This window comes from Bifidobacterium aesculapii (assembly GCF_001417815.1).
Classification (GTDB): Bacteria; Actinomycetota; Actinomycetes; order Actinomycetales; family Bifidobacteriaceae; genus Bifidobacterium; species Bifidobacterium aesculapii.
On record NZ_BCFK01000035.1, the window covers coordinates 55,100 to 67,709 of the forward strand.

The 12,610-nt window shown below is 60.1% G+C and carries 7 protein-coding genes; 5 read left to right on the forward strand and 2 right to left on the reverse strand.

Going from position 1 to position 12,610, the window contains the following annotated elements; all coding sequences use genetic code 11:
- The first annotated feature begins 180 nt into the window (after nucleotides 1-180).
- Together BFAL_RS05535 and BFAL_RS05540 are read left to right on the forward strand one after the other, a co-directional pair.
- Complete coding sequence (locus BFAL_RS05535; RefSeq protein WP_055427430.1) at nucleotides 181-1,350, forward strand: MFS transporter; 1,170 nt, start codon at nucleotides 181-183, stop codon at nucleotides 1,348-1,350.
- A 374-nt stretch (nucleotides 1,351-1,724) separates the two neighbouring features.
- The gene (locus tag BFAL_RS05540) at nucleotides 1,725-3,992 is read left to right on the forward strand and encodes a M28 family peptidase (protein WP_160319039.1); all 2,268 of its coding nucleotides are present in this window, start codon (nucleotides 1,725-1,727) and stop codon (nucleotides 3,990-3,992) included.
- Nucleotides 3,993-4,299: 307 nt separating this feature from the next.
- Here BFAL_RS05540 and BFAL_RS10655 read toward each other — a convergent pair whose 3' ends face one another.
- The gene (locus BFAL_RS10655; protein WP_160319040.1) at nucleotides 4,300-6,588 is read right to left on the reverse strand and encodes a KAP family P-loop NTPase fold protein; all 2,289 of its coding nucleotides are present in this window, start codon (nucleotides 6,586-6,588) and stop codon (nucleotides 4,300-4,302) included.
- 260 nt (nucleotides 6,589-6,848) lie between these two features.
- Here BFAL_RS10655 and BFAL_RS05550 point away from each other — a divergent pair, with 260 nt between their 5' ends.
- A complete protein-coding gene (locus tag BFAL_RS05550) occupies nucleotides 6,849-8,333 on the forward strand; it encodes a CocE/NonD family hydrolase (RefSeq protein WP_055427433.1) in 1,485 nt (494 codons plus the stop codon).
- 1 nt (nucleotide 8,334) lies between these two features.
- Nucleotides 8,335-9,330, forward strand: coding sequence for a CocE/NonD family hydrolase C-terminal non-catalytic domain-containing protein (locus tag BFAL_RS05555; RefSeq protein ID WP_055427434.1), 996 nt, complete (start codon nucleotides 8,335-8,337; stop codon nucleotides 9,328-9,330).
- Between the two features lie 1,084 nt (nucleotides 9,331-10,414).
- Here the strand turns inward: BFAL_RS05555 and speB are convergent.
- Nucleotides 10,415-11,608 (reverse strand): agmatinase, encoded by a 1,194-nt coding sequence (speB, locus tag BFAL_RS05560; protein ID WP_055427435.1) that lies wholly within the window; start codon nucleotides 11,606-11,608, stop codon nucleotides 10,415-10,417.
- A 125-nt stretch (nucleotides 11,609-11,733) separates the two neighbouring features.
- Here speB and BFAL_RS05565 point away from each other — a divergent pair, with 125 nt between their 5' ends.
- Nucleotides 11,734-12,561, forward strand: coding sequence for an IclR family transcriptional regulator (locus tag BFAL_RS05565; protein ID WP_055427436.1), 828 nt, complete (start codon nucleotides 11,734-11,736; stop codon nucleotides 12,559-12,561).
- The last annotated feature ends 49 nt before the right edge of the window (nucleotides 12,562-12,610 follow it).

Genomic DNA, 12,610 nt, shown 5'->3' on the forward strand with positions numbered 1-12,610 from the left:
GAACGACGAGCTTGAATTCGCCATACCGCATCTGGGCGGGTGTCCGTGACTCGTGAGTGTCCATCGCGCGCGGCCGCCTGTCACGCGACGGGGAGCAGGGGGAGTAGTCTTGCCGGGGCGCGGCCTTGCCGCACCGACAACTTCGACAATCCGACCACTTCCGATTCGAGGGAATCCTCCATGAAGAAAAGCCTGCTCGCCGTCGCCGCCGGCGCGTTCGTGCTCGGCGCCGCGGAATTCGTGATGATGGGCATCCTGCCCCAAGCCGCCGCAGCCACACACGTATCCATCCCGACCGCCGGCCATTTCATCTCCGCATACGCGATTGGCGTATGCTTCGGCGTGACCATGCTCGTCTTCGGGCGCAAAGCCAGTCCGAAACATCTCGTGATCCTGTTCATGGCGCTCGCCTTCGTCGGCAACGCGCTCAGCGCCGTCGCACCAAGCGCAGCCGTGCTCGTCGCCGCCCGCTTCATCGCGGGACTGCCCCACGGCGCGTTCTTCGGCACCGGCACGGTCATCGCGAAGGCGCTCGCCGACAAAGGCAAGGAAGGCAAGGCGGTGTCCGTCATGGTGACCGGACAGACGCTCGCCAACATGTTCGGCGTGCCGGCCGGCACGCTCATGGCCGAATACCTGAACTGGCGTCTCGCCTTCGTGATCCTCGCCATCGGCGCGGCGCTCACCATCGCGCTCACCTTGGCATGGATGCCTTTGATCCCGGCCGTTCCCGACGCCGGCCTCGCGGGGCAGTTCCGCTTCCTCGCCAAGCCCGGACCGTGGCTCGTGCTCGGCGCGGTGTTCGTCGGCAACTCCGGCGTGTTCTGCTGGTGGAGCTACGTCTCTCCCTGGCTGCAGAAAACCGGCGGATACGATTCGCAGTTCGTGCCGCTGCTCATGATGCTCGCCGGATTCGGCATGGTGGTCGGCGGCCTCGCGGGCGGGCGCATGGCCGACCGGTGGCTGCACGCCGCCACCGCCGCGCTCGGCCAGTTCATCTCCGCGATGGGCCTGCTCATGGTGTTCCTCATGCCGGGCAACCTCGCGACCTGCGCGCTGCTCACCTTCTGGATCGCGTTCGGCCTGTTCTTCATCAACGGCCCGCAGATGCTGCTCATGGCCGACGCCGGCAAGGGCGGCGGGGAACTCATCGGCGGCGCCGGCGTGCAGATCGCCTTCAACGGCGGCAACGCGGTCGGCTCGCTGGTCGGCGGCGCCGCATTGAACGCCGCCGGCATGGACTACCACATCACCGGTCTCGCCGGACTGCCGTTCACGCTGGCCGCGGTCGCGCTGCTCGCCGCGTTCGCGCTCATCTACGAGCGCAAACGCACGCGTGTCACCTTGTGAGTGCGTCGCCCGGTTCCTGTGCGCGCCGCCTTTCCGTCCGTCGCTTCCCGCCTCCGCCAAGATCGGGTCGGCCTCTGTCGGCGTTCTGCACAGACGTATGGAGCCATCGATTCGTGTTATGACGACATGCAACCGTTTCTTCTTGGACAAATCCGCGTTTCGGGCGTTTACTGGAGCGCAACGCATGACGGGAAGGGGATGCGAATCCCGCGCATGCGTAGCGAGAGGGGGGATTCCCATCATGCTCCGGCTTGAGGGGAACCGACTTATCCGGGAACAGACAGAGGAAGAAGGGAAGCGGCGGCGCGACCACGTCATCGCCCGTATTCGTCATGTGCGGGGCGGTACGTGGCTTGCGTTGCCGCGCATCGATTATGGCACCAACGCAACACGCAGGGGCGTCGCACGGAACGACGCGCGGGACGCGTCCCGCATGGGACGACCAGAACAACGGGAACGGCACGGCAGCGACGTCACGTCGCCCGGCGGCGGGACGCAGGCTCGCCGCGATGGCGACGGCCGTCGCCGTGTCTCTGGGCATGGCGGCGTCGTTCGCCACCGCCGCCTACGCCGGCGAGACGGCGGACGACGCGGCTGTGGCCGCACGGACGTCCGCCGCATTCGACACGAACGAGCGGACCGTCGTCGACGGTATCGACGACGACTACATCCTCAAGAACGTGCGATACGTGCACGACAACATCGGCCCGCGCGTTGCCGGCACACCGGCGGACGAGGCCAGTGCCGACTACTTCGCGAACGATTTCAAGGAACTCGGCTACGGGCCGTTCACGAAGGCCACTGCGGCCGACGGCACCGCCGACTACTTCGACACGTTCGCCAACGAACGCGTCAACCGCCGTATCGGCGCCTCCGTCACCATCGACGGACGCGACTACACCGCGCTCGCGCCCGGCTGGGCCGACGACAGCGTCTACAAGGGGTACGAGACTCCTACCATCACCGGAGACACCGTCTACTTCGCGAACGTTGACGACGCCGTCGCCGCGGACGCCTCCGCCCTCAACGGGCGCATCGTCCTGACCAACCGCAAGGGCTACGATCAATGGAAGAACGGCGGCACCGACTACGCGGACGCGGCACGCGCGTTGCAGGCCAAAGGCGCGAAGGCCGTCGTGTTCTTCCACAACAAGTACACGGTCAACGAGGACGGCGGCACCTCCGCCGAACACCCGTTCCCCGCACCCACCGAAGGCACGGACATCACCATCCCCGTCGTGCTCGCCTCCTACCTTGACGGCAGGCAGATCGTGAAGAAACTCACCGGGGCCGACGGCAAGGTCGGCGGCGCATCCGCCACCGTCGTCAACCGCCGCAACACGCACACGAGCAACATCCTCGCCGTCAAGGAAGCCGCGCATCCGAGCGACAAATACGTGATCGTCGGCGCGCACCGCGACAGCGTATTCGGCGCGGAAGGCGCCAACGACAACCTGTCCGGCAGCGTGAACGTGCTCGCCATCGCCAAAGCGCTCAAGAACGTGCCCACCAACGTGAACGTGGTATTCGCGCTCTGGGCCGCCGAAGAGGACGGGCTCATCGGATCCGCCCACTTCTACAGCAGCTTCCTCTACCCTGAGGATTGGGGCAAGCAGCACGTGATCGCCTACTACAACATGGACATGGCCGCTACCTCGCAGACGCGCAACAGCGTACTGACCATCCACACGCCCTACCGCGACGCCGACGGCAACCCGCAGCAGAGCGTCGCCGGCGACGTGGCCGAGCGCCAGGCCGAACGCTACTGGGACTACACCGACGGCAAGTACGCGAAGTGGTGGACCAAGGGGCCGGACGACACCGTCGACCTCCAATTCTTCGGTAACTGCTCCGACCATGCCACCATTACCGGTGCGACCGGTGCGAACGGCACGCCCAAACTCGGATTCGGCGAAGGCATTCCCAGCGTGTACATCTTCTGGGGCGACCGCATCGGCGACGGGCGCAACGACGTCACCGAACAGAACTACCACGTGGTCGGCGACATCTACGAGTGGCCGTCGGACGAGGACCAATTCACCGTCGTCAGTGATGACCACCCGTTCACCGGCAACTACAGCATCGAACGCGCCACGATCCTCGCCAGCGTATTCGCGCTGGCCGTGTACGACACGGCGGCCGCGCCTGTGCAAGGCATCGAGGACGGCGGCAGCTACAAGGGCGACGTCACGTTCAACGTCTCCTACAACTACCGTGCCGACGTGAAGGTCGACGGCAAACCGGTCACCGTGGGCGCGGACGGTGCGGTCACCATTCCCGCCGATGATGCGGACCACACGGTGAGCGTCACCGACGCGTTCGGCGAATCCGTCTCATACGGCGTGCACGTCGCCAAGGGCGATGGTTCCGGGAACGGGAACGGTTCCGGGAACGGGGCCGGGGCTGGCAACGGCAGCAATGGCGGAAACGCCGCGAACGGCAATGGGAACGGTGCTGGCGCTGGGACCGGGGCGAATGGTAACGGGAACGGTGCGAGCGACAATGCGGATGGTCATCACGCGTTGTCGGCCACCGGTTCCGACGTCACCATGGTGTTCGCCGTCGCGGTGACCCTGCTGCTGGCCGCAGGCGGACTGTTGACGGTCGGCGGGCGCGGAGGCGTGCGTCGCGAACGCAGATAACATGGCCGCAAAGACGGTTCGGGACATTATAGTCTGAACCCGATATGTATGTGGGGAGTCTTGGAATTCCAGGACTCCCCACATTGCGTTTATGCTGGCAGTAGTACAGGATTTTGCATTCCGGCCTGTGAGTGGCTCGGTGGTTGTATACGCTGTGTAGTCACAGTTGGGTGAGCGGATAGCGCATGATTATCATCAAAGATAACCTGATTCGTTCCGTCGGATATGGCAGGCTCGGCTTTGGCGTGCCCATCAGAACGAGTGTCTACGGCAGTAGCGAGATTCTGTGTTATGTAATTGACTGACTCTAGTCAGTTACACCGGGCTCCCGTGCAATCGATTCGGATTGCCATCTATTTGATATATCTATAAGTTTATTCAATGTATAATCATCCATTTTGGTTTTAATTGCGTTGTCGATGATTGTTTTTATGTCGAAGGCGTTTAGGGTTTCTTTATTGGTGGACTCTAAAGTATGCAATAGGTCTGACGGTGGTACCAGAGAATCTGGATCATTGATAGTGGAATGGCTGTAATTAAACGCATTAGACCAAACGAGGAGATTGTAATAGTCGTGATTTTCTATATGGCGTTTGATAACAGAATATGTCCGATCAAGATTGGGGGCGTTAATATCTTGCGTTGAAATGATCATTAGGTTTTTAAACAGGAATTGTAGTATTTTTAGATCAGTTGTTTCAAGGTGTAAATTTTGGATTTCAGAAATATATGTAATGATAAGATGTTCTATTAAGATTGATTTCTGATTCAGAATAAACTTGTCTTTTTCTTCTATATTGATAGATTTGTCGCATGAAAACAGCGTCTTGTACTTTCGTGGGACATGCAGTGCAATTTGTAGTATGGATTCTAAGTACACTATGCTGATGAATGAGGTTTTTGAGATATGGGATGGTAGTTTTTTGGCTTGATGACCTATTGATGAAGTAATGTCAAAAAGGGGTTTTAGACTATGCTTTTTTAATACCTGTGTTGCGATTTCCTTGGTGAACATTGAGGATAGGAAAGATGTGCCAATAGAATCAACCAACGTCACTATATGATTGTTGTATTGAATCATCATTTCGTCAATAATGCGGATAAGTTGCCAGTAGCTTTCTGCATTGCCGGTGCTATCTATTTCATTAATAATGTGGGTGATGAACGCTTGGAGTTGTTCTTCGTTGTGGATAGGAGATAGATAGCGGGCGGCTTTCGAGGGGAGTTGCGGGCTTAGGAGAATGTTCAGTCGTTCATCACTGCCGGACAATGGAGTGTGGCTGTTGTCCAATATGAATGAGATGTATTCGCTTTCGCGGATAAGATTGTCCGGCTGTAAGAAACGGAAATATTTATAGAAATGCTCTATATTATAAATAGTGTTACTGGCAGGTGAGGGCTCGTTCTGTCTGGTGCTTTCCGGGAATAACGTATCAATTGCATGGCGGGCGGGAGAACCTTGCGAGGCCGTGTCGGGGTATTGTTCCAGGCGTGCTCGCCTGTTGCTGCCATGGTCTACGATGTCGATAGTATCGTCTGGCTTGTAATGGCATAGTTCTGTTCCATGGTTATATATCCACTGACGCAGCTTTGGTTTGAATAGTTCCAGTGAAACCATGCATACCAAATCATCGAATTCAACATCTTCCCGAAGGGCTGCATACTCCATCTTCAACGTGTTGACAAAGCGTACGCTGTCGCGCGGGCTTTTTATGAATGGTTGTATGAAATATTGAAAACCTGCAGGTTTTCCGTTGACTGTCTTGAAATGGTATAATCCGGGCCATTTGTCATAAATATTGGATATCTCTTTATCAAGCTGTTCCCATACCTTGTCTGTGTTGAACTCGGGGATATGCAGGGAGACCTGTACCAGCTTCTTGAGATATTCTTCGCCTCGTCCATTTGCAAGCGCATCCAGAGACCGCGCTACGGCTCCCTGGTCGTACATCAGCACATATGTAACGTTGGGGAGATCACCTACCATTTTGATGGTACGGAAGATATCGCACACTTCGTTATCGGTGAGTCGGTCTATATCGTCGATGAAAACGATGACCCGTTTGCCTTTCTTCTCAAGGGTTTTCTTGAGCTTTGTGCGTACTTTCACAAGGTTTGCTATGTCGTCGCTGCCGGGTTTGAGAATGTCGGAAAGTGCCCTGAAGCACGCGGCGAGGGCTTTGTCTCCGATTGACAGGGTTATGCCGGTTGGCGTGTTTGGAATTGTAAAGGGGGTGTTTGATTTTGTTGCAATGCTTTCCGCCCCGCCGGCTGCTATCCCCAATGCTTTGCTCGCATGTTTTCTGAAGTTATTGAAGATGCTCTTTACGCCGGTTATTACAGGCTTTATGTTCTTTGAGATGTCAAGAAACATCATCGATATCAGTTCGCCTCTTCCCGAATACAGCCATGGGTCGAACTCCGCAATCAGACTCTTCTTGGCCTCTTCGGAATCACCGCGAGTCCGTTCTCTGAGAATCTCCTCCTTCAGCAGGTTCTTCAGTGAAGTTTTTCCGGACCCCCATTCTCCGGTGATGCCCACCACAAGGCAGTCGCTGCTCAACGGATGCAGAATCGCCTCTTTCAGTGCCTTCACGTATCCATTGCGGTCGAACGCGTCATCGCTACTCTTCGTTATCGGCGTCTCCGCCGAAAAACCATCATGCGCCGCTTGCCGTGTTTCCCCATTGCCTGACATAGAGATGATTGTACTCCGCCGCGCGGCGCATGCCGTTCTGTAACTGCCAGGTAACGCCCGTGTGACGGATGACAGGTGGACAGGCTGGCGGCATAAGGGCTAACATCCCGCATAAACCTTGCGCTTCATCAAGGTGTTATGAGGGGAAGGATCACACCATGAATCTCATGGGCAAACTGTCATCGCATGGTCCTGACAGTAGTCGCAACAGCCGCAACAGTCATAACGCAGCCGGCTCACACACCGCAGCCGCATCCGCCAACGTCATCCGCACCGCCGCGCGTACGGTCGTCGCGTGCGCGGCGACCGTCGCCGCATTGACGGCGCTCGCCGTGCCGTCGTCCGCCGTCGCAGCGGAACGCGCGAACGAACCGTATCAGCTCGGCGCGGACGGCACCACCAAACCGGTGTACTCCTACAAGGACGCCATCCGCGAATACGTATACATCGAAATCCCAGACGATGGTGACGGCGACGGAAAGAACGATCTGATCCGTGCCGACATCATCCGCCCGAGCGAACTGAACAACGGGCAACACAACGTGCCGATCATCATGGATCCGAGCCCGTACTTCGGCTACGCGGACCTCGGACGCGGCAACGAAGGCGAAATCAAACTCTACGAGAACGAACAGGACAAGGCCAACAGTCCGGAAACCCAGTTCCCGCTCTACTACGACAACTACTTCGTGCCGCGCGGCTACGCCTACGTACTGCCCGACCTGGCAGGAACGAACCTGTCCGAAGGATGCGGCGACATCGGCGGCAAATATGATCTCGACTCCGCCAAAGCCGTCGTGGACTGGGCCAACGGACGTGCCAAGGCATACAAATCCAAGACCGCCCCACGCGATGCCGCCAACGAAGTGAAAGCCGATTGGGCGTCCGGCAAAGTGGCGTCGTTCGGCAAATCGTATGACGGTTCCGTCACCGATGGCCTCGCCGCCACCGGCGTCGAAGGACTGACCACCATCGTGCCGATCTCCGGCATCTCCAACCAATACAACTGGTATCGCGCGGGCACGGGTGCGATGTACGCGAACTGGTGGGAGCCCGGCCCGTTCGCCGAGTATCTCGCCACGGCCGAACCCGGTGCCTCCGACCATTCCGGCAAGGCCGTCTGCAAGGCGCACGTCGAGCAGATGATCAAGGACGAAGACGCGACCACCCGCAACTATAACGATTTCTGGAAGGAACGCGACTACGCCTCCCATGTGAAGGACTTCAAGGCGTCCGTGTTCCTCGTGCACGGCGTCAACGATCTCAACGTCCAGATGAACAACGTGGACAAGTATTGGGCTGCGCTCCAAGCCAATCACGTGCCGAGCAAGATCTGGCTCAGCCAGGACGGCCATGACGATCCATTCGACTTCCGCCGTACGGATTGGGTCAACGAAATCCACCGCTGGTTCGACTATTGGCTGTTCGACATCGACAACGGCGTGATGAACGAGCCCCAGGCCTCTGTCGAGAACTCCGACGGCACATGGAGCGACTACGCGTCATGGCCGGTTCCCGGCGCGCGTGACGTGACCATGTCGTTCGCCAAAGGCGATGTCGATGGTCTTGGCACGCTCGGCGAGGGGACTCCCGGCGTCGTCCACGCCCGTCGAAGCCTCTTTCAAGGGCGGCAGGGTCGATGAGTTGACCGGTGATGCGCCGTCCGCGGCATACTCCCTTTCCCGCGGCGCTTCCGGGGCTGACGCCGATGCTGACGATGCGGACGCGACGCGGTCCGCGGCGGCGGATTCCCTCGCTTCCAAGCAGGCGACCGGCGTGCAGCCGTTCTCCGCGGATTCCGATGGTAGTTCCTCCGATGCGGGCGCGACACCTGAATACGCCATTGCAAAGGACACGCGCCTGCTGTACGTGGGGCAGCCGCTCGCGAAGGACACGCATATTTCGGGCACGCCGAAGATCCGCCTGTCCGTCAAGGCGACCGCTCCGGACACGAACCTGTCGTTCTCGCTCATCGACTATGGTTCCGCGACGCGTATCGAAGCGGACCCGAGCTCGTTGCACGCGCTGATCACAGACAAGACACAGCCGCAGGATTGCGTGGGCGACAGCGTCGACGGACGCGACGACGCCTGCTACTACCGTACGGTGGAGAACAAGGTAACCGCCGATTCGTACGTGATTTCGCGCGGATGGGTCAGCACCGCGCACAAGGATTCGCTGGATGCGCTCAAACCCACACCGGTGAACCAGTACTACGACATCACGTGGGACGGTCTCGCCACGGACTATACGGTTCCCGCCGGCCATCGTCTCGGCATCGCTATCTACAACAATTCCACGCGCATGGCTGATGTGCCGCTGTCCGACTTCACCGTGGACCTGTCCAAGAGCACGGTGACCGTACCCATCGTCTCGCCCTCCGGTAACGGAGAAGGCAATGGCGGCAACGGCGATTCCGGGAATGGCGGTGCCGGTGACAATGGCGGTGCGGGTAACGCTGGCGCCGGTGCCGGGAACGGCGGTCATAGCGCCAATGCGCAAGGTGGCAAAGGCGATTCCGCCAAGCCGCTGAGCAACACGGGCTTTGATGCCGCCGCACCGTTTGGCATGGCAATGGCGTTGCTCGTCGCGGCAGCCGGTCTGATTGTGGTGAAGAGGCGTCGCGATATGCGTGAGTGAGATCAGACCCTCGCGCATGATATGCCCCTTTCCTTCGTTGATTCGATGCGTATCGACGAAGGAAAGGGGCATACGCATAATTGGGCTGCAACCAGTTGGATTTTTCCCCCTAGCGGGATGATGGTGATGATGGTTTTGGACGATGAGGGGATGTGGTGGTTTCTGCGGTGGCCGACATCATCGGTTCGTGACCATTGATCGCATACGGAAGTCGTGCCACGCATGCGAAAATCATCGGTCATATGATTCCGGCGCTCTACAAGAGCGGCGCGTGGAGGATTGTGGCGCGGCGATGCTCCACACTCCACACGGGTCATGGACTTCGCAGGTTGTGTTGAGCGATATCGCTCCACACAACGTGAGTTCCCCGTATTTCTGCACTGGTGCGGAGCGACTCTGCTCCATACAGGTTTTCTCATCCTTTGTGTGGCGCGGCGTCAGCGCGACACCGGGTGTAACCCATATGGCCTCATCAGCGTGGCTTTGATTCATATGGCCGCACTTGTACGGAGGGCTACGCCCTGCGGATTCGACTTTGAGGTGATTCTGTGCTGCGGCGTTCCATGTGTGTTTCATGGTCGTGACCACATCGTCTTCCTTCACGCTCGGTGGAGGGGGAGACAATAGAGGTGAGGGGAAGCGATCGTGGATGAACTTGCGCAAGTTGCTGCGAACCTGCGCAGTGAGGCTGCGAACTTGCGCAATCCGAGGGTGAACCTGCGCAATCCTAAGATGAACTTGCGCAATCCGGGGGCGAATCTGCGCAGTTGGGATGCGAACCTGCGCACCCCTGTTCTGAAGAGGCTCGTTATACAGCACTGTGGCGCTGCGAGAAATGGCTGTATTCCAAGCTTTCCTCGCAGCGCCACAATGGCGAAGCCGCCGTACTACTCGGCCCCTATGCGCAGGTTGGGTCTTCGACTGCGCAGGTTCGATCTCCAATCGCGCAGGTTCGCAGGATTACCGCGCAGGTTCACCCACCGACCGCGCAGGTTCGATCCCCGACCGTGCGGCAGAGCTGGTCGTGCTGGGCGGAGTGCCTCAGTCCGGCGAGCACGACCCCCGACTGCGCGGCGGAGCCCCCTTATTTATCCCTGCCCATGCGCTTGCGGGCCAGGCCGAAGTCGACCGCCTCCGGATGAAGGTAGTTCTTCTCCCGGATGCCGAGCTTGTGCATGGCCACGCCGGTCAGACCGGAGCGGATCAGGCGGTTGGCGAGCAGCGAGGTGATCTCGCCCGGACCATCGTACGGCGGGGCGACCTCGACGACCTCCATACCGATGATGCCGACCTCGGCCGCGAGCCGGCGGAACGCGGTGAGTACATCCCAGCTGCGCAGACCACCCGGCTCGGGCGTGCCGGTGGCGGGCGCGAACGCCGGATCGACCACGTCGATGTCAAGCGAAAGATACAGGTAGTCCGCCTGGTCCATCGCCTCGTTCACGGCGTCCTCAAGCACCTTGTCGAACCCGCGCTGCTCGATTTCGGCCATGAAATGGCATCGCATGCCGCGTTCGGCCATCCAGTTCTGCAACGTCTGGTCGGGGGAGTATCCGCGCAACCCCACCTGCACGAAGTTCGTGCCCGGCACGGCGCCGCTTTCGATGAGGTGGCGCATCGGGGTGCCGTGCCCGCCGATGCAGTCGGGCCCTTCCTCCCATGCGTCGCAGTGCGCGTCGAAGTGCACGACGCCGATCTTGCCGAATCCGTAGTGGTCAGCCAGCGCGGTCACGACCGGCCAGGTCATGCCATGATCGCCGCCCATGGCGATCGGCATGGTGCCGGTTTCGGCGATCGCGCCGACGAACTTGCGTACGGAGTCGAAGGATTTCGGGGTGTTGCCGCGCACGATGGGCGCGTCTCCGAAGTCGCACACGTTGAGCGTTTCGAACGGGTTCACGTGCGTTTCGAGTCCCATGGAGCCTCGCCCGATCTCCGTGTTCTGGCCGAGGTAGTCGATGGTGCGGATGTGCATCGGTCCCATGGCCGCGCCGGAGCGTCCGGATACGGTGGAGTCCCACGGCACGCCGTACACGGCGGCGTCCATGTGCCCCGCGACGAGGTCTTCCGGGGTGAGGCAGACGGGCAGCTGCGCGAACGTCTGGATGCCTCCGAAGCGTCGGTCGTGCTTGCGGTTGACGTACAGCGGGCCGGGCTTGCGGTCCTTGTTGTAGTCGTCCACGGCGCCGTGGCCTTCCAGCGAGGTGCTGAAGGTGGAGTTCTTGACGGAGAATCCTTCCGGCCAGTATTCCTCGGCTTCGGTGATGGTGTCGCTCATCGTTGCGATTCCTTTCCTGTGATGGTTGGTTGTGGTACGTTCTGTTGCGTTCGCCCGGCCGCCGCCGACGCGGGCGTGGTATACAGTGGTCGGCTATGTGCGTGTTGTCCGGGAGGGGTCATCGTATGGTTGCGCAGACTGGGGAGGATGCCGGTTTCGGTGAGGGCGTCGAATCGGATGATGCGCGCCGCGTGCCGTCGTCGTTGTCCAATGTGTTCGCGATTCTGCGTTGCTTTTCGGTCGACAGGCCCGAGTTGGGCGTCACCGACGTCGCCCGCATGACCGGTGTGCACAAGAGCACGGTCTCCCGGATGATGACGAGCCTGCAGCGTCTGGGCTATCTGCACCGCGACGCCGCGACGGACAAATACCGTCTCGGGGTGTCGTTGCTGACGTTGGTCGCGCCGCTGCTGTCGAATATCGATGTGCGTCGCATCGCCCATCCGCTGCTGCAGGATGAGGTCGCGCGTACGCATGAGACCGCTGCGATCGCCGTCATCGAGGATGTGGACCCGATCGTGATCGATCAGATTCCCAGTCCGAAGCTGGTGCGCCACACGCAGGAGGTGGGTACGCGCTACCGCGGATGGTCGTCCGCTTCGGTCAAGGTGAGTCTTGCGTTCCGCCCCTGGGGCGAGGCGGAGCGCGCGCTGCGTTCCGGTTGCGTCGAGGGCGTCGATGGTGGCGACGGGGAGGCGGTCGCGCGTGTGCGCGCCGAGCTCGCGTCGATTCGCAAGGCGGGTTTCGCGGTGAACGACGGCGAGAGCGACCCGTGCGAGTTCAGTCTCGCCGCGCCCGTGTTCGGCGCGGATGGCACGCTGCTCGCGGCGTTGATCATCGCCGCGCCAAAATCGCGCGTCACGCCTGCCGTGTTCGATGAGATTCGCGACATCGTGCTGCATGATGCGCGGCTCGTGTCCCGTCAGCTCGGGTACGTGGCGGGCATCGCGTGATTCGCGGGTGGCGCGGGTGCCGCGTGCGTCGTCTGTCGCGGCGATGGTC

Bases quoted from the DNA above. Each gene is read 5' to 3' on its own strand.
- speB (WP_055427435.1), bottom strand. From the start codon at position 11,608: ATGAGCGACACCATCACCGAAGCCGAGGAATACTGGCCGGAAGGATTC.
- BFAL_RS05540 (WP_160319039.1), top strand. From the start codon at position 1,725: ATGGCACCAACGCAACACGCAGGGGCGTCGCACGGAACGACGCGCGGG.
- BFAL_RS05565 (WP_055427436.1), top strand. From the start codon at position 11,734: ATGGTTGCGCAGACTGGGGAGGATGCCGGTTTCGGTGAGGGCGTCGAA.
- BFAL_RS05535 (WP_055427430.1), top strand. From the start codon at position 181: ATGAAGAAAAGCCTGCTCGCCGTCGCCGCCGGCGCGTTCGTGCTCGGC.
- BFAL_RS05550 (WP_055427433.1), top strand. From the start codon at position 6,849: ATGAATCTCATGGGCAAACTGTCATCGCATGGTCCTGACAGTAGTCGC.